Source organism: Gemmobacter aquatilis (assembly GCF_900110025.1).
GTDB lineage: Bacteria > Pseudomonadota > Alphaproteobacteria > Rhodobacterales > Rhodobacteraceae > Gemmobacter > Gemmobacter aquatilis.
Window position 1 is genome coordinate 79,436 of the sequence record NZ_FOCE01000002.1, and the last position, 17,184, is coordinate 96,619.

Below are 17,184 nucleotides of genomic sequence, written 5' to 3' on the forward strand. Positions count from 1 at the left end.
AGCCTGCGGCTCAATTCACCCCCGAGAGTATTTTTGCCAGGATGAAATCAGCCGAACAGGCGGCCGTGTTCCTGAATGGCAAAACGGTCGGTCATGCCGGCGACGTAATCGGCGACGATGCGGGCAAGCTGGCTGTCATCGCGGGCCGCCTCGATATCGGTGCGCCATTCCTGCGGCAGCAGATCGGGCTGGCGCAGGAACAACGGGAACAGATCGTCGAGCATGGCGGTGACGCGGGCGCGTTCTGCCATCACGCTGGGCGCGCGATACATGCGGTGGAACAGGAAGCTGCGCACCGCCTTCAACTCCTGATACAGCGGTTTGGAAAAGCGGATGATGGTGGTGCCCATCAGGCGGATCTCGTCCACCGATTTCGGCTGCGCGGCGGTCAGCCGGTTCTGGGCGACGGCGATCACGTCTTCGACCATGCGACCGAACACCCGGCGCAGCGCCTCATGCCGACGGCGCATCTTGTCCAGCCCGGGATAGAGGCGGTCCACCTCCTCGAAGGCCGGGGCGGTAACCGGCAGTTCCATCAGGTCGGCTTCGGTGAACAGGCCGGAGCGGAGGCCATCATGCAGATCGTGATGCGAATAGGCCACGTCATCGGCGATGGCGGCCACCTGCGCTTCGGCGCTGGCATGGGTGTGCAGTTCCAGATCCCAGTCGGCATTGGCCTCGACCAGCGCGTAAGGCAGCGGGTCGGGCGCGTGTTTGGGATCGGCATTGGGGCCGATGAGCGGGCCGTTATGCTTGGCGATACCTTCCAGGCTTTCCCAGGTCAGGTTCAGCCCGTCGAAATCGGCATAGTGCCGTTCCAGCTTGGTGACGATGCGCAGCGCCTGGGCATTGTGGTCGAAGCCGCCATAGGGCTGCATCAGCCGGGCCAGCGCATCTTCGCCCGTATGGCCAAACGGCGTGTGGCCAAGGTCATGCGCCAGCGCGATACATTCAGCCAGATCGGCATTCAGCCCCAGCACGCCGGAAATGGTGCGGGCGACCTGCGCCACCTCGATCGAATGGGTCAGGCGGGTGCGGTAGTAATCGCCCTCGTGTTCGACAAAGACCTGCGTCTTGTGCTTCAGCCGCCGGAAGGCCGAAGAATGGATGATCCGGTCCCGGTCGCGCTGGAAGGGCGAGCGGAAGGTGGACATGCCTTCGGGGTGGCGGCGCCCGCGCGAGGCTTCGGGCAGGCAGGCAAAGGGAGCAAGCATTCTGGTCACGGTTCTTGTCTGGTCTTTCCTTGAAGCCTATATGATGAAAAGCCCATGAAGGATATGGAAATTCCACCGATGGACCTGCAGCTTCCCCCCCGTGTGACCGACCGTGCCTTTGCCCGGCTGGCCGAGATTGCCGAAATGACTGGTGAACAGAAGGCCCTGCGCGTCGCGGTCGAAGGCGGCGGCTGTTCCGGCTTTCAGTATGACATAAAGCTGGACGATCCGGCAGGCGATGATCTGGTGCTGGAAAAGGGCGGACAGAAGGTTCTGGTCGATCCGGTGTCCCTGCCCTTCCTGTCCAACGCGGTGATCGATTTCACCGAAGAGCTGATCGGCGCGCGCTTCGTGATCGAAAACCCGAATGCCAGTTCAAGCTGCGGCTGCGGCACATCTTTTTCGATGTGATCAGCGCGCCGCAGCGCGCTGAGCGTTCACCAGCCAGATGCCCGAGCCGATCACCAGGGCCGAGCCGAGCCAGACATGGGCGCCCGTCACCTCGCCGAACAGGCTTTGGCCGAGGATCACCATCCAGATGAACTGCACATTGGCCAGTTGCAGCACGACATAGGCGGGCAGCAGCCGCACGATCACCACCATCAGCCAGCGGGTGGCGATCAGGAACAGCGTATAGAGCGCGATCAGGCCAAGATCGGCGGCGGCCATGGGTTGCCAGACCAGCGGTGCCAAAGCCAGACCGAGGATCAGGCAAGCCAGTTGCGCATAGAACACCTGCGCCATGGAATGGGTATGGCTGCGGCAGATCCGCCGTGACAGCACGATGGACCCCGCGCCGGTGGCACTGGCGGCCAGCCCGATCCAATGGCCAAGGCCGATGGTGGCCAGCCCGCCGGGCAGCAGATACACCATGCCCAGCAGCCCGACCGCCAGCGCCAGCCAGACCGCGCGGCTGATCCGCTCGTTCAGGAACAAGCCGGACAGCAGCGCACCGAAGATCGGCATGATGGCGATGAAGACAAACACCTCGGCAAAGGGCAGATAACGCAGGGCGTAGAAGAAACAGGTGGTGCTGACAGCCCCCAGCGCCGAACGCAGCGCCAGCAGCCGCGGTGCGCCGGTGTGCAGCACGCGCGCCTGCTGCCCCATCGCGGCGGCCAGCAGGCCCAGCCCCACCGCAATCGCCCCGGCCACCGCCATCAGTTGCGGCGCGGCATAGCTGGCGATCAGATCCTTTGCGATCGCATCGGCGCTGACAGAAACCAGCGTGTTCAGAAGGGTCAGCCCCGCGCCCAGCAGGGCGGCGCGTTGCAGCGGAACCGCGCCGGAAACCGCGGTCATGCGCCCACCCGCAGACTGTGCGGCGCGGCGCGGACCGGCGTCGAGGCACGGGCGAATGCGGCAAAGAATGTTTCGAATCCCGGGCTGTCGGCAGCGCCCTGATCGGCAAGTTCCAAGGCGCGCCCGGACAGGTGAGGCGCACAGCGGATGCGCATCTCCGGCCAGTCCGCGCTGCGCCCCTCGCCCAGTGACAGCAGCGCCTGAGACCATTCACGCAGCGGGGAAATCAGGGGTTTGTCGAGACGAATACGCATCGGACCTGCCACAAAATGCTCACAAAACGCGGTAGCGCCATTAACCGACAACAACCACTGATTGACAAGATAATTATGGTAGGCATCCGAGGAATCCTCGCAGGCGCCCCGCTCCACCCGGAAGGCCGATGCCTCGGCCTCGCAGAAGGCGCGCCACGATGCAGGTTGCGGTTGGCCGGTGAAGCGCAGGGCAAGGCAGACCTCGGCCAGCAGATCGCCGTTCTGTTCCAGATGCGCAAGGCAGCCCAGATGCAGCAGCGACAGGCGCGCCGGTTCCGGCAGGTCCAGCGGGCGCTGGCCATAATGGCTCAGATAGAAGATCACATGCAGCAGATCATAAGCGGCGCGCGGGTTGGGCAGGGCAAACACCGCCGGGCGCGACAGGAAGCGCATCAACCGTGCATCCAGCCCCGGCTCGTCGATCACTTGCCCGGCGCGGGCCAGCAGATAGCGCGTCTCGGCGCGCTGCAGGTCGTTCACCTCTGACTCGGGCCAGCCCTGCGCCACGATCCATGCGGCCAGCGCGGCGGATTTGCCGCCCGCAAGTCCCAGCGTTTCCAGCGAAAGCGTCAGGCCCAGCAGCATCCGGTAATATTGCGGGTAGAAGGCGATCTGCGTTTCGATCGCGTCATGGAACGGCTGATAGACCGCCAGCGCCAGATCGGGCAGCCGCGTGCCACAGGCCGCAAGAATGCCCAGCAGTTCGGCGTTTTCCTTCAGCCAGAAGGCGTCGCCCTCGCGGCGGCGGTGCTGCGCAAAGCTGGTCAGCAGCGGCGCGAGTGCCCCCGGCGCCTGCGCGGCGCGGGGGGAACGGGTATGGGTGGCAAACCGGACCACGTTGGACATGAAACTCTCCCTGGCCCGGCCTGATCTCCGAAAGCCCCCCTCCCGCGCCGGGCGTCTGGCGGTGGAGGGGGTGCCTTGGGGGCGCTCAGTTCGAGCAGGGCATCAGCGCCACGCCGGAACCCGCCAGCATGTCATCGGCCTTGATGTTGGAGCAGGGCATCAGATCGGCGGCCACGCCGGTTTCCACGTTGGAGCAGGGCATCAGTGCCACGCCACCGCCCAGCACCATGTCGGCGCCTTCGATGTTGGAACAGGGCATCAGATCGGCGCCAAGGCCCATGGCCATGTCGGTCACGCGGAGGGTTTCGATTTCGACGGCGATTTTACGAACGGCGCTCATGGCGATCTCCTTGAATGAGCAGTTTCTGCCCCTTCACGGTTGCGCCATCTGATTGATTTTTCAAACGTTTTTACATCCACAGGTTGTGAGATGCCTTATCCACACAGCCCTGTTGTCGCAAGCCTCGTCAGCCGTTAACCTAATTTCCGCAAGGTAGACTTATCCACACCCGCACAGGAAGAAACTTATCCACATCGCCGCAGTCTGAGGATGATTCGCATGTATTAACAAAGCGTTAATATCATGCGTCAGGCCATTTCTTGGCCCGGCCTTGCCATGGCAAGCGGCGCTTGCGATAGGTTGTGACCACGGCCCCATTCGGGCCGCATGCCAGCCCCGGAGACGCCATGAAACTCGCCACCTTCAACATCAACGGCATCAAGGCCCGGATCGACGCCCTGCCCCGCTGGCTGGAAATCGCGCGCCCCGATGTGGTGGCGCTGCAGGAAATCAAATCGGTGGACGAGGCCTTTCCCCGCGCGCTGTTCGAGGATCTGGGCTACCGGGTGGAAACCCACGGGCAAAAGGGCTTCAACGGCGTGGCGATCCTGTCGCGCCTGCCGCTGGAGGATGTGACGCGCGGCCTTCCCGGTGATGACAGCGACGAACAGGCCCGCTGGATTGAGGCGACCGTGCTGGGCGACAAGCATCCGCTGCGGCTGTGCGGGCTGTATCTGCCGAATGGCAACCCGGTCACCTTCGACGCCGAGGGGCGGCCCGAAGCGACCGGAAAATACGGCTACAAGCTGGGCTGGATGGAGCGGATGCGCGCCCGCGCCGCCGAGTTGTTGACCAGCGAGGAACGCGTTGTGCTGGCGGGCGATTACAACATCATCCCGCAGGCCGAAGACGCCGCCCGGCCAGAGGTCTGGGCGCAGGACGCGCTGTTCCTGCCCGAAAGCCGCGCCGCCTTTCGCCGCATCCTGAACCTTGGCTATACCGAGGCGTTCCGCGCCTGCACGCAGGGGCCGGGGCATTACAGCTTCTGGGATTATCAGGCCGGCGCCTGGGACAAGAACAACGGCATCCGCATCGACCATCTGTTGCTGAGCCCGCAAGCCGCCGATCTGCTGCAAGACTGCCGCATCGAACGCGAGGTGCGCGCGGGCGACAAGCCGTCGGATCACGTGCCGGTCTGGATCGAACTCGACGCCTGAACGCGCTCAGACGCCGGGCTGCGCCGTCACGTCAAACCCATGCAGCCAGTCGAACCGTTTCAGCGGTGCGGCGGGGGCGATCTTGCTGCCCAGCCGCAGCCCCAGATGCGCCACCTCGCGCAGCGGGCTGCCCAGGTGATAGGCCCGCGCATTGCCATTGGCCGCCGCCACGATCCGCGCGCAGCGTGGCGCGCGCGCAGCCTGATAGGCGGCCAGCGCCTCGGCGGTCGGCCCCAAGGCCTCCAGCGTTTCGGCCAGCACCCAGGCATCCTCCAGCGCCATATTGGCCCCTTGCGCCAGGAAGGGCAGCGTCGGATGCGCGGCATCGCCCAGAATCGCCACCGCGCCTTCGGGCAGCACCCGGCCCCAATGCTGCGCGACCGGATGGCGGAACAGGCCCCAAAGCCAGACCTCCGCCGCCTGATCCAGCCAGCCGCGCACCCTTGGGCCAAAGCTTTCAAAGGCCAGACGCAGGCTCATCGGGTCGTCCTGCGTGTTCCAGCCTTCCTCCACCCAGCGGTTGCGTTCCTCCACCGCCACGATGTTGCGGATCGTGCCGCCGCGCAGCGGATAGCTGACCAGATGCCGCCCCACGCCCATATGCACCTCGGCCACCGGCGCCGCGTCGGGTTCTGCCGGGATCAGGCAGCGCCAGGCCACCTGCCGGGTAAAGAACGGCGCCACCATGCCGTTCAGCGCCCCGCGCAGTTTCGAATGAAGCCCATCGGCGCCGATCAGCAGCGTGGGCGACATCTCGGCCCCCTGCGCGGTCACCAGCCGGGGCCGCGCACCCGACAGATCGACCGTCTCCACCTTCTGCAACAGCCGCACCTGCACGCCCGCCGCCCGGGCGCCCGCCGCCAGCACCTCGATCAGATCGGCGCGGTGCAGCAGATGCCAGCCCATCGCCGGGCGCAGCCGCGCCAGATCCATCCGCAGCACCAGATCGCCATCCAGCCCGTCGCGCAGTTCCACCGCGCGGGACCGCATCGAGGCCGCCTCCAGCGCAGGCCCAAGCCCCAGCGCCTTCAGCACCGCCGCGCCGTTGGGTGTGATCTGCAACCCGGCGCCCACCTCGCGGATCGCCTCGGCCTGTTCCAGCACCGTGACCGCGGCGCCTTTCAGCGCCAGCGCCCGCGCCAGCGCCAGCCCGGCGACCCCTGCCCCCAGAACCGTGATTTCCGCGCCGTTCAGCCGCATCCCATCCCCCGCAAACGCAAACGCCGGACCCTGAGGCCCGGCGTAACCCTGCGCCACAGTCCGGCGCAAGCGCGAAAGCCTGCGCTCAGTCGTCGCGGTGCACCTTCTCGCGCCGCTCGTGCTTTTCCTGCGCTTCCAGCGTCATGGTGGCGATCGGGCGGGCATCCAGCCGCTTGAGGCTGATCGGCTCGCCGGTCATTTCGCAATAGCCATATTCGCCGTTCTCGATCCGGCGCAGAGCCGCGTCGATCTTCGACACCAGCTTGCGCTGCCGGTCGCGCGTGCGCAGTTCCAGCGCGCGGTCGGTCTCTTCGCTGGCCCGGTCGGCAATGTCGGGCACGTTGCGACCGCTGTCTTGCAGGTTGTCGATCGTCTCGGCGCTCTGGCCCAGAAGCTCCTGCTTCCAGACCAGAAGCTTGCGGCGGAAGTATTCCAGTTGCCTCTCATTCATGAAAGGCTCGTCTTCCGCGGGGCGATAGTCGTCGGTAAGAAAGACCTCTGCCTTCATCGCTGCACTACTCCAGTTAGGCGGACGGCGCCGGTCGGGCAAGGCCGGGTCTCGACCGAGGTCTGACAGCGCGTCTTGTGGCGCTCTCCTACCGGATGCCGGGGGCATTGTCACTAGCAGTTGCGACGAAATCGCTGCGCGGATACGGTCTGTAGCGGCCCCGCCTTGCAAGTATCGGATGCACCATGAAATTCGCCTCAACCTCCAGCTACATCGCCTCGGAAGACCTTGCCGTTGCGGTCAATGCCGCCGTGGCACTGCAACGCCCGCTGCTGGTGAAGGGCGAACCCGGCACCGGCAAGACCGAACTGGCGCGGCAGGTGTCGGCCAGTCTTGGCCTGCCGATGATCGAATGGAACATCAAGTCCACCACCAAGGCGCAGCAGGGCCTGTATGAATATGATGCGGTCAGCCGCTTGCGCGACAGCCAGTTGGGCGATGCCCGCGTCAACGACGTGAAGAACTATATCCGCAAGGGCAAGCTGTGGCAGGCGTTCGAGGCCGAGACCCGCGTGGTGCTGTTGATCGACGAGATCGACAAGGCCGACATCGAGTTTCCCAACGACCTGTTGCAGGAACTCGACCGGATGGAGTTTCACGTCTACGAGACGGGCGAGACGATCCGCGCCAAACACCGCCCCGTGGTCATCATCACCTCGAACAATGAAAAAGAGCTGCCGGATGCCTTCCTGCGCCGCTGCTTCTTCCACTACATCCGCTTCCCCGACATCGACACGCTGCGCGCGATTGTCGATGTGCATTTCCCCGGCATCAAGGAACAGCTTCTGACCACCGCGCTGACCCAGTTCTACGAAATCCGCGAAACGCCGGGACTGAAGAAGAAACCCTCCACCTCCGAGGTGCTGGACTGGCTGAAGCTGCTGCTGGCCGAGGATCTGGCGCCCGAGGATCTGAAGCGCGACGGCAAGGCCAGCCTGCCGAAACTGCATGGCGCCCTGCTGAAGAACGAACAGGACGTGCATCTGTTTGAACGGCTGGCCTTCATGGCGCGGGGCCGGGGCTAGGCCCCGCGGAATGTGGCGCAATTCCCCGCGTTTGCCACGGCTTTGCCTTCCTGCCGACATGCCGACGCGCTTCCTTGGGCGTGACGGTTGTATGACGCCAGACCGGCCGACGGCGGGCTTGCACCCGGAAACACCCTTTGGCGTCTCTGGCCCGCAAGGCCGCGCCGCAACAACGAGCAGAGTCCGGTAAGTATGCGCATCCCCGCCGCCTTCGCCTTCGCCGCCCTGTCGGCCTGCGTCCAGCCCGGGGTGCCGCGCGATGCCGCGCAGGTGTCGATGCTGCGCAACCCCGAAGCAGTGGCCCTGCCCCTTGCCGCCGGGGCTGCCCGTTCCAACACCCGGATCGCGCAGGATTTTCTGGATCTGGAATTCCAGCTGGAAAACGGGCGCCGCCTTCCGGTGTTCACCCGGTTCACCGGGCCGATCACCGTGGCGCTGGCGGGTGATGTGCCCGCGACCGCGCCGCAGGACCTGGCGCAGCTTCTGGCCCGCATGCGGCAAGAGGCGGGGATCGACATCACCCCCGTCACATCGAACGGGCGCATCACCGTCACCTTCCTGCCCCGCCGCACCATCCGCGCCACCCATGCCAATGTCGCCTGTTTCGTGGTGCCCGGCGTCTCGGACTGGGCCGGGTTTCAGGCCAGTCCCAGCCGCGCGACCGATTGGTCCAGCCTGCGCGACCGTGACCGCGCCGCGATCTTCGCCCCCTCGGATGCCAGCCCGCAAGAGGTGCGCGATTGCCTGCATGAAGAACTGGCGCAAGCCATCGGCCCGCTGAACGACCTGTATCGCCTGCCCGACAGCGTGTTCAACGACGACAACTTTCAAACTGTGCTGACCGGTTTCGACATGCTGATGCTGCGCCTGCACAACGCCCCCGCGCTGCACTCCGGCCTGACCCGGGCCGAGGTGGACGCCCGCCTGCCCGCGCTGCTGGCGCAGATCAACCCGCAGGGCGGCGCGGTCAATCCTGCCGCCCTGCGCGCAGACGGCGCCGAAACACCCCGCGCCTGGACCACCGCGATCGAAACCGCCTTCGCGCAGGAAGGCGGCGGCGGGGTGCGCCGCGCCGCCGCGCAACGGGCGCTGACCATCGCGCAAACCCAGGGCTGGCGCGATTCGCGGCTGGCCTTCTCGTGGTTCGCCGTCGGACGCCTGACCCTGACCCGCGATCCGCAGACCGCCGCTGCCGCCTTTGCCGAGGCGGAGCGCCTCTACCACGCGCTGCCCGGCGCCGCCCCGCAGCGCGCCCATGTCGATATGCAGCTTGCCGCCCTCGCCCTCAGCCAGGGTCAGCTGGCCCATGCCATCGCCTTTGCCGACCGCGCCTTGCCGGTGGCCCGCGCCAGCCAGAACGCCACGCTGATGGCCACGCTGCTGTTGCTGAAAGCGCAGGCGCTGGAGGCGGGCGGCAATGCCGCCGCCGCCCGGGCGCTGCGCCTCGACAGTCAGCCTTGGGCGCGCTATGGCTTCGGCTCGGACGCCGTGGCAGAGGAACGCCTGCGCGACATCGCGGGGCTGGTGCCACCGTCGCTGCGTCTGGCACAGAAATAACGGGGTGGCCCTGCCACCCGGCAGGAGGCCCGATGATCGTCATTTCCGCCGCACTTTTCGGCGCCCTGCTCGGCGCTCTCACCGCCCGGCGTCAGGGCGGGCGCGGGCTCGACATGCTGCAATATGGCGCGGGCTTCGCCATCGCTTTCGCCCTGCTGGGCCTGTTCGCCACGATCCTCATCGAAAGGTCGATCTGACGCGATGTTCCTGCCCTTTTTCGAAACGCTGCGCCGGACCGGAGTCCCCGTCTCGTTAAGGGAATATCTCAGCTTTCTCGAAGCCATGGCTGCGGGCCTCGCCACCTACGACCCGGAGGCGTTCTACTACCTCGCCCGCACCACCATGGTGAAGGACGAACGCCATCTGGATCGCTTCGACCGCGCCTTCGCCGAAAGCTTCAAGGGGCTGGAGGCGATCACCCCCGATCAGGTGCTGAACGCCGTGGACCTGCCGCGCGAATGGCTGGAAAAGCTGGCCGAAAAATACCTGACCCCGGAAGAAAAGGCGCAGATCGCGGCGCTGGGCGGTTTTGACAAGCTGATGGAAACCCTGCGCCAGCGGCTGGCCGAACAGAAGGGACGCCATCAGGGGGGCAACAAATGGGTGGGCACGGCGGGCACCTCGCCGTTTGGCGCCTATGGCTACAACCCCGAAGGCGTGCGCATCGGCCAGAACGAAAGCCGCCACCAGCGCGCGGTCAAGGTCTGGGACAAGCGCGAATTCCGCAATCTCGACGACAGCGTGGAACTCGGCACCCGCAACATCAAGGTCGCCCTGCGCCGCCTGCGCCGCTGGGCCCGCGACGGCGCAGCCGAGGAATTGGACCTTGACGGCACCATCCGCGCCACCGCCGAACATGGCTGGCTGGATGTGCAAACCCGGCCCGAACGGCGCAATGCCGTGAAGGTGCTGCTGTTTCTCGACATCGGCGGCAGCATGGACCCCTATGTCCGCGTGCTGGAAGAACTGTTCTCCGCCGCGAAATCCGAATTCAAGCACCTGCGGCATTACTACTTCCACAACTGCCTTTACGAAGGCGTGTGGACCGACAACGCCCGCCGCTGGAACGAACAGACCCCGACATGGGAGGTGCTGCGCTCCTACGGCCCCGACTACAAAGCGATCTTCGTCGGCGATGCCGCGATGAGCCCTTACGAGATCCTGCATCCCGGCGGCGCCAGCGAACACTGGAACCCGGAACCCGGCCAGCTCTGGCTGCAACGCGCCTGCCTGCAATGGCCCCACCACCTGTGGATCAACCCGACGCCCGAGGCCTATTGGCCCCACACCCATTCCACCCGGCTGATCCGCGAGATTTTCGGCAATGCCATGGTGCCGATGACGCTGGACGGTATCGCCCGCGGCATCAAGCAATTGCGCTGATGCGCCGCCTCGCCCGGCTCTGGCACGCGCATCCCTTGCTGGTGCTGGCCTTTCTCGCCGCCTGCCTGCTGTTTGCGGGCTTCCTGATCCGCCTGTTGCTGCTGGCACCGCATTGGCACCCCGACGGGCCACCGCCGCCGCTGGCCGGCTGGATGACCCCGCGCTTCATCATCCATGCCTACCACCTGCCGCCCGAAGACCTCGGCGCGATTCTGGGCCTCGACCGCGGCGAAAAGCCCCGCGCGACGCTGGATCAGATCGCCGCCGAACAGGGCGTGCCGCTGGCCGATCTGCTGGCACGCATCGCGGCGGTGATCGCGGCGCAGCCGCCGCAATGACCGAAACGCTGCTCGCCCTCGTGCCGGAATACGGCGCGCTGCTGCTGGGGCTGGCGACCTACCTGTCCTGCCTCGCCGTGCCGCTGCCCTCGTCGCTGCTGATGCTGGCCGCCGGGGCCTTCATCGCCTCGGGCGATCTGGCGGCGGCCCCCGTCGCGCTGGCGGCGCTTGGCGGCGCGGTGGCGGGCGATCAGACCGGCTATGCCCTAGGCCGCTGGATCGGCGCGCCGCTGCGCGCAAGGCTGACCCGCCGCCCCGCCACCGCACACCTGGTCGCCCAGGCCGAATCCCGGCTGCACGCCGCCGCCACCCCCGCCGTGTTCCTCACCCGCTGGCTGTTCTCGGCGCTTGGCCCCTATGTCAACCTGCTCGCCGGCGCCGCCCGCCTGCCCCATGCCCGCTTCACCCTTGCCGCCACGGGGGGCGAGGCGGTCTGGGTCACCGCCTATACCGGCGCGGGCTATACCTTCGCCGACCAGATCGAGGCGCTGGCGCAGGCCGCCTCTGCCCTGGGTGGCGCGCTTGCGGCGGGGCTGGTGGCGCTGCTGCTGGGCCGCGTGCTGTGGCGCGCGCTGCGGCAGGCCTGACCATGCACATTGACGCGCCGCCGCCAAAGCCCATATCTGAGCGATGACCCGCTTCCTGCCGCTGATCCTCGCCGTTCTCTATGCGCTGGCGCTGTACCGCTTCTCGGTCTGGCGCACCCGCAAGGTGCTCGACACCGCCTCGCACCCGCTGCACGAGCCGCGCCTCGCCGCGCTGACCGACCGGCTCGCCGCCGCGCTGGAGTTGCCGGGGCTGCACATCCATGTGTTCGAAATCCCGCAGGTCAACGGCCTCGCCGCCCCCGATGGTCGCATCTTCCTGACCGAAGGTTTCCTGCGCAAATTCCACCGGGGCGAGGTCAGCGCCGAAGAGCTGGCCAGCGTCATCGCCCATGAACTCGGCCATGTTGCGCTGGGCCATACCCGCCGCCGCATGATCGACTTCACCGGCGCCAATGCGGTGTTCATCGTGCTGACCGCGCTGCTGTCGCGCTTCCTGCCCTTCATCGGCGTGTTCATCGCCAATGCGATCTCGGGCGCGCTGATGGCCCGCCTGTCGCGCAAGGATGAATTCGAGGCCGATTCCTATGCCTCCGCGCTGCTGATCAAGGCGGGCATCGGCACCGCGCCGCAGAAATCGCTGCTGCGCAAACTGGAAAGCCTGACCGGATCGTCCAGCGAAGACATCCCGACCTGGGTGCTCAGCCACCCGCGCATCCCCGACCGCATCGCGGCGATCGAAACCAACGAGGCGCGCTGGCTGCAAGGCTGACCCCGGGTCTGCGCTCTTTGTCCCGGCAAAGGCCCTTCATCCTGGCAAAAATACTCCGGGGGGTGCGGGGGGCTGGCCCCCCGCTACGCCTGCCGCCCCCCGCGACGCCTGTCGCTGCTAAACGCCCTCCGCCCCCAGCGCCTTGGCAAACCGGTTCAGCTTCACCCGCTTCAGCATCGCCTTCAGCGACACCGGCTGCCCCGCCAACCGTTCCGCCTCGGCGTGAACCGCGCGCACGGTGGCGCCCACGGTGTCGGGGTCGCCCGACCACAGCTCCCACAGAAACCCGTCCGGGTCGCGCCGGTCCAGATGTTCCTCGGCCAGCAGATGGCGCGGAAAATCGGTGGCGTTGAAGGTCAGGATCGCGTCCGCCCCGGCACTGATCGCCACCGCCAGCACATGCGCGTCATTGGCATCGGGCAGCACCAGCCGCGCCTCGATGTCGGGCCGCGCTTTCGCACAGGCGCGCGGGAACGCGGCCTGCATCAGCGCCGCATCGCCCCGCGCCACCGCCTCGGCGCCTGGTCCCAGCCGCCGCACGGCGCGGGCCCATTCTTCCAGAATCCGCTCTGACCAGACCGGCTCGTACAGCCCCGCCCGCGCCACCCCCAGCAGGATTTCCCGCAGCACCGTCGGAAACAGCACGCAGGCATCCAGCACGACCTTCATCTCAGTCGAGCCGGAAGACCAGCGACTTCAGATAGCCGCTTTCCGCCAGTTGCGGCAGCAGCGGATGGTCCGGCCCGGCGAACCCGGTATGGATCAATTGCCCCCGCCGCCCGCCGCGCCCGATGCCGCGCCCGCTGGCATTGCGGAACGCGCTCAGATCGGCGGCATGGGAACAGGAACACAGCACCAAATAGCCACCCGGCGCCACCAAGGGCGCCGCCAGCCGGGCGATGCGTTCATAGGCGCGCAGCCCCGCCTCCAGCGCCGGTTTGGCGGGGGCAAAGGCCGGCGGATCACAGATCACCAGCTCGAACCGCGCGCCCTCGGCGCCCAAAGCCTCCAGCACCTCGAAGGCATCGCCCTGCCGCGTGCTGAACCGATCTGCCACGCCCGAGGCTTCGGCCCCCTTGGCTGCCAGCGCCAAAGCGGGGGCCGAGGCATCCACCGCCAGCGCCGATTCCGCGCCACCTGCCAGCGCCGCCAGGGCAAAGCCGCCAACATGGGTGAACATGTCCAGCACCCGCGCGCCCTTGGCCAGCCGCGCGGCAAAGGCGTGGTTCGGGCGCTGGTCATAGAACAGCCCGGTCTTCTGCCCGCCCATCACATCGGCCATATAGGTGGCGCCATTCATCGGCACCGGGATCGGCCCGTCCAGCGCACCACACAGCAGCACGGTTTCTTCCGTCAGCCCCTCCAGCCCGCGCGCGCGGCCCGTGCCGTTCTTGACCACGGTCGCCACCCCGGTCACCGCGCGCAGCGCCGCCACCAGCGCCTCGATGTGATCTTCGGCCCAGGCCGCATTGGGCTGCACCACCGCCACATCGCCAAAGCGGTCGATCACCACCCCCGGCAGCCCGTCCGCTTCGGCATGAACCAGCCGGTAGAACGGCGCGTCGAACAGCCGCGCCCGCAGTTCCAGCGCCCGCCCGATCCGCCGCGCGAACCAGTCGGCGTCGATCACCGCCTCGGGGTCGCGGTCCAGCATCCGGGCGATGATCTTGGATTTGGTGTTCACCGTCACCAACCCCAGCGCCCGCCGGTCGCCATCTTCCAGCACCGCCAGCGCGCCGGGCACCAGCGCCTGCGTGCGCCGGTCGGTCACCAGCTCGTCGGCATAGACCCAGGGAAAGCCATGCCGAATGGCCCGGGCCTCGGCCTTGGGTTTCAGGCGAACAACGGGCAGGCCAGCGCGGGGCGAATTCTCGGTCATCGGCTCACAATCGAAAAGGAGGGCGAAAAGGGGGGCATGAAGCCCCCCTCTATCCCGTTCCGTGCGGCCTTGAAAGCCCGCTCACTTGCCCCCGGTCACTTCACCGAGGTCAGCACCAGCGTATTGATGCCGTTCTGCGAAACCAGATCGCTGCCCGGCGGCACCGCCACCGGCATCGACAACTCGCGCCGGATCACCGCCGCCAGATGCTCGACGATCACCACCCGCTGGGTGCGCCCGGCCTGATCCTCGGCCATTGCCCGCGATCCGCCCGCCGCCTTCACATCCGCCACGATCATCCGCGGCCCGTCCAGCGCCACACCGCTGGCCGCATCGCGCACCGTCAGCATGAACTTGATCGAATGAACCCCGCCCACCGTGTAGCGGGTCTTTTCCGTCAGCGCATGAAAGCGCACCAGTTCGACATCGACGTTCACCTTGCGGCCCTGATGCATGGCCCCCGTGCCGGAGGTCACGCCATCCTCAAGGATTGCGCGCACCTGTTCATAACGGTCGCCCGGCGCCTCGCCGCGCCAGACAATATCGGCGATCGGATAGAACACATTCGCCTCGGAAACTTTCAGATCGCGGGGCACCGTGACATGCACCGCTGTCACGTCATATTGCGGCGCCATAACCACCGCACCGCCCATGGCCGGAACCACCAGCGCCGCACCATCCACCCCGCCGCGCGACACCGTCCCGCTGCCGCCGACACAGGCCGAAAGGCCCGATGCAAGACCCATGGCCACAAGAACTCGAATCGCGTTTTTCATCTGATCCTCCGGGGATGTCCCGTTGCTGTTGGCGCCAGATAGCCTGCGAATCGTGGCGCAAATGCGGAGTAAAAAGGTTAATATGGCGGTATCCTTGAACGCCGCCCCCACCACAGGGCGTTGACGCTGCGCAACCGCTGCGGCAAAGATCTGAAAGCGCGCCCGGATGGCACCGCCGTTCCCGATATTCCGACACGGGTTGTTAGCGCTAACAAAGTCTGCTAGAAACAGGGCTGTCTGACCGAGAGGAAGCCGCCATGACGCTGAACGCCACCATCGCCCGCGTGACCGACCGTATCCGCGCCCGATCTGACGCGACGCGCGGCACCTACCTTGCCCATATGCAGGCCGCCGCCCTCAAGGGCCCGGCCCGCGCGCATCTGTCTTGCGGCAATCAGGCCCATGCCTATGCCGCCATGACCACCGACAAGGCCGATCTTGCCGCCGCCCGCCTGCCCAATATCGGCATCGTCACCGCCTATAATGACATGCTCTCGGCCCACCAGCCCTATGAAGATTACCCCAAACTGATCCGCGAGGCCGCCCGCCGCGCCGGGGCCACCGCACAGGTCGCCGGTGGCGTGCCCGCCATGTGCGATGGCGTGACGCAAGGCCAGGCGGGGATGGAACTGTCGCTGTTCTCGCGCGATGTGATCGCGCTGGCGGCGGGCGTCTCGCTTAGCCACAACACCTTCGATGCGGCGCTGTTCCTCGGCGTCTGCGACAAGATCGTGCCCGGCCTGATCATGGCCGCCGCCACCTTCTCGCACCTGCCCGCCGTCTTCGTGCCCGCCGGCCCGATGACCTCCGGCCTGCCGAATGACGAAAAATCCAAGGTCCGCAACCTCTTCGCCCAAGGCGAAGTCGGCCGCGACAAGCTGATGGAGGCCGAGATGGCCTCGTATCACGGCCCCGGCACCTGCACCTTCTACGGCACCGCCAATACCAACCAGATGCTGATGGAGTTCATGGGCCTGCACCTGCCGGGCGCCAGTTTCGTGAACCCCGGCACCCCGCTGCGCGAGGCGCTGACCCATGCGGCGGTGGACCGCGCGGCGCAGATCACCGCGCTCGGCAATGATTTCCGCCCGGCGGGCGAGATTCTGGACGAACGCGCCTTCGTCAACGGCATCGTGGGCCTCATGGCCACTGGCGGCTCCACCAACCTCGTGCTGCACCTGCCCGCCATGGCGCGCGCGGCGGGGATCATTCTGGATCTGGAGGATTTCTCCGATATTTCCGATGTCGTGCCGCTGATGGCCAAGGTCTACCCGAACGGGCTGGCCGATGTGAACCATTTCCACGCGGCGGGGGGTCTGGGCTACATGATCGGGCAGTTGCTCGATGCGGGCCTGCTGCATCCCGATGCCAAGACCGTGGTCGGCGACGGCCTCGCCCTCTACCGGCAGGAACCCAAGCTGATTGATGGCAAACTGGTCTGGCAGGATGGCGCGGGTGACAGCCTGAACGAAAAGATCCTGCGCCCCGCCCGCGATCCCTTTGCCACATCGGGCGGGCTGAAACAGCTGACCGGCAATCTCGGGCGCGGCGTGATCAAGGTCTCTGCCGTGGCCCCCGAACGCCATGTGATCGAAGCCCCGGCCCGCATCTTCCACGATCAGGAAGACGTGAAACGCGCCTTCAAGGCGGGCGAGTTCACCTCGGATACCGTGGTCGTCGTCCGCTTTCAGGGCCCGCAGGCCAACGGGATGCCCGAACTGCACTCGCTGACCCCCACGCTGTCGGTGCTGCAGGAACGCGGGCTGAAAGTGGCATTGGTCACCGATGGCCGCATGTCCGGCGCCTCGGGCAAGGTGCCCGCCGCGATCCATGTTTCGCCCGAGGCGGCTTGCGGCGGCCCACTGGCGCGCCTGCGCAATGGCGACCTCATCCGGCTGGATGCCGTGGCAGGCACGCTGACCGTGCTGGCCCCCGATTTCGACAGCCGCACACCGATCACCGCCGATCTTTCTGCCAACACCCACGGCACCGGGCGCGAGCTGTTCGAGGCGTTCCGCCGCAACGTCGGCAATGCCACCGAAGGCGCCGCCGTCGTCGTCTGAGTTTCGCCTTCGGCGAGAGAGTATT

Annotated in this window: 19 protein-coding genes; 10 read left to right on the forward strand and 9 right to left on the reverse strand. The window is 66.8% G+C overall.

All coding sequences use genetic code 11. From position 1 onward, the window contains the following. Nucleotides 1-47 precede the first annotated feature (47 nt). Complete coding sequence (locus BMX43_RS04140; protein WP_091297427.1) at nucleotides 48-1,214, reverse strand: deoxyguanosinetriphosphate triphosphohydrolase; 1,167 nt, start codon at nucleotides 1,212-1,214, stop codon at nucleotides 48-50. 84 nt (nucleotides 1,215-1,298) lie between these two features. Between BMX43_RS04140 and BMX43_RS04145 the strand changes: the two genes are divergently transcribed. Beyond that, the gene (locus BMX43_RS04145; RefSeq protein ID WP_091298955.1) at nucleotides 1,299-1,625 is read left to right on the forward strand and encodes a HesB/IscA family protein; all 327 of its coding nucleotides are present in this window, start codon (nucleotides 1,299-1,301) and stop codon (nucleotides 1,623-1,625) included. Here BMX43_RS04145 and BMX43_RS04150 read toward each other — a convergent pair whose 3' ends face one another. From BMX43_RS04150 to BMX43_RS04155, 3 genes are all read right to left on the reverse strand, one after another. Beyond that, the gene (locus BMX43_RS04150; protein WP_175482020.1) at nucleotides 1,626-2,516 is read right to left on the reverse strand and encodes a DMT family transporter; all 891 of its coding nucleotides are present in this window, start codon (nucleotides 2,514-2,516) and stop codon (nucleotides 1,626-1,628) included. It lies immediately after the preceding gene. After that, on the reverse strand, nucleotides 2,513-3,616 hold the full coding sequence (locus tag BMX43_RS19730; RefSeq protein ID WP_175482021.1) for a DUF6902 family protein: 1,104 nt from the start codon (nucleotides 3,614-3,616) through the stop codon (nucleotides 2,513-2,515). Before BMX43_RS19730 ends, BMX43_RS04150 begins: the two co-directional genes overlap by 4 nt. A gap of 85 nt (nucleotides 3,617-3,701) precedes the next feature. Then, nucleotides 3,702-3,956, reverse strand: coding sequence for a hypothetical protein (locus BMX43_RS04155; protein WP_091297434.1), 255 nt, complete (start codon nucleotides 3,954-3,956; stop codon nucleotides 3,702-3,704). A 347-nt stretch (nucleotides 3,957-4,303) separates the two neighbouring features. Between BMX43_RS04155 and xth the strand changes: the two genes are divergently transcribed. Next, the gene (gene xth / locus BMX43_RS04160; RefSeq protein ID WP_091297438.1) at nucleotides 4,304-5,113 is read left to right on the forward strand and encodes an exodeoxyribonuclease III; all 810 of its coding nucleotides are present in this window, start codon (nucleotides 4,304-4,306) and stop codon (nucleotides 5,111-5,113) included. A gap of 6 nt (nucleotides 5,114-5,119) precedes the next feature. Here the strand turns inward: xth and BMX43_RS04165 are convergent, their stop codons facing one another. After that, nucleotides 5,120-6,313 (reverse strand): FAD-dependent monooxygenase, encoded by a 1,194-nt coding sequence (locus BMX43_RS04165; protein ID WP_091297442.1) that lies wholly within the window; start codon nucleotides 6,311-6,313, stop codon nucleotides 5,120-5,122. A gap of 85 nt (nucleotides 6,314-6,398) precedes the next feature. After that, complete coding sequence (gene dksA, locus BMX43_RS04170; protein WP_091297445.1) at nucleotides 6,399-6,821, reverse strand: RNA polymerase-binding protein DksA; 423 nt, start codon at nucleotides 6,819-6,821, stop codon at nucleotides 6,399-6,401. A 185-nt stretch (nucleotides 6,822-7,006) separates the two neighbouring features. On the opposite strand from dksA, the gene BMX43_RS04175 reads away from it, so the two are divergent. The 7 genes from BMX43_RS04175 to BMX43_RS04205 all read left to right on the forward strand — a co-directional run bounded on the left by BMX43_RS04175 (nucleotide 7,007) and on the right by BMX43_RS04205 (nucleotide 12,441). Then, a complete protein-coding gene (locus BMX43_RS04175) occupies nucleotides 7,007-7,846 on the forward strand; it encodes an AAA family ATPase (RefSeq protein WP_091297449.1) in 840 nt (279 codons plus the stop codon). Between the two features lie 192 nt (nucleotides 7,847-8,038). Continuing rightward, nucleotides 8,039-9,403 carry a DUF2927 domain-containing protein gene (locus BMX43_RS04180; protein WP_091297452.1) on the forward strand — a complete coding sequence of 455 codons (1,365 nt, stop codon included), beginning with the start codon at nucleotides 8,039-8,041 and terminating at the stop codon, nucleotides 9,401-9,403. A gap of 32 nt (nucleotides 9,404-9,435) precedes the next feature. Continuing rightward, nucleotides 9,436-9,600 carry a hypothetical protein gene (locus tag BMX43_RS19735; protein WP_091297456.1) on the forward strand — a complete coding sequence of 55 codons (165 nt, stop codon included), beginning with the start codon at nucleotides 9,436-9,438 and terminating at the stop codon, nucleotides 9,598-9,600. 4 nt (nucleotides 9,601-9,604) lie between these two features. Further along, complete coding sequence (locus BMX43_RS04190; RefSeq protein WP_091297459.1) at nucleotides 9,605-10,786, forward strand: vWA domain-containing protein; 1,182 nt, start codon at nucleotides 9,605-9,607, stop codon at nucleotides 10,784-10,786. Next, complete coding sequence (locus BMX43_RS04195) at nucleotides 10,786-11,124, forward strand: hypothetical protein (RefSeq protein ID WP_091297462.1); 339 nt, start codon at nucleotides 10,786-10,788, stop codon at nucleotides 11,122-11,124. The genes BMX43_RS04190 and BMX43_RS04195 overlap by 1 nt, the downstream gene beginning before the upstream one ends. Beyond that, nucleotides 11,121-11,711, forward strand: coding sequence for a DedA family protein (locus tag BMX43_RS04200; protein WP_091297464.1), 591 nt, complete (start codon nucleotides 11,121-11,123; stop codon nucleotides 11,709-11,711). The genes BMX43_RS04195 and BMX43_RS04200 overlap by 4 nt, the downstream gene beginning before the upstream one ends. Nucleotides 11,712-11,754: 43 nt before the next feature. After that, on the forward strand, nucleotides 11,755-12,441 hold the full coding sequence (locus tag BMX43_RS04205; RefSeq protein ID WP_091297467.1) for a M48 family metallopeptidase: 687 nt from the start codon (nucleotides 11,755-11,757) through the stop codon (nucleotides 12,439-12,441). Between the two features lie 117 nt (nucleotides 12,442-12,558). Here the strand turns inward: BMX43_RS04205 and BMX43_RS04210 are convergent, their stop codons facing one another. From BMX43_RS04210 to BMX43_RS04220, 3 genes are all read right to left on the reverse strand, one after another. Beyond that, nucleotides 12,559-13,110 (reverse strand): RSP_2648 family PIN domain-containing protein, encoded by a 552-nt coding sequence (locus BMX43_RS04210; RefSeq protein WP_091297469.1) that lies wholly within the window; start codon nucleotides 13,108-13,110, stop codon nucleotides 12,559-12,561. A gap of 1 nt (nucleotide 13,111) precedes the next feature. After that, entirely contained in the window at nucleotides 13,112-14,320 is a 1,209-nt protein-coding gene (locus BMX43_RS04215; RefSeq protein ID WP_091297473.1) for an RSP_2647 family RNA methyltransferase, read from the reverse strand. 95 nt (nucleotides 14,321-14,415) lie between these two features. Further along, nucleotides 14,416-15,096: a DUF6778 family protein gene (locus tag BMX43_RS04220; protein ID WP_139201521.1), complete on the reverse strand. Its 681-nt coding sequence runs from the start codon at nucleotides 15,094-15,096 to the stop codon at nucleotides 14,416-14,418. Nucleotides 15,097-15,353: 257 nt separating this feature from the next. On the opposite strand from BMX43_RS04220, the gene edd reads away from it, so the two are divergent. Beyond that, nucleotides 15,354-17,159, forward strand: coding sequence for a phosphogluconate dehydratase (gene edd / locus BMX43_RS04225; protein WP_091297479.1), 1,806 nt, complete (start codon nucleotides 15,354-15,356; stop codon nucleotides 17,157-17,159). The last annotated feature ends 25 nt before the right edge of the window (nucleotides 17,160-17,184 follow it).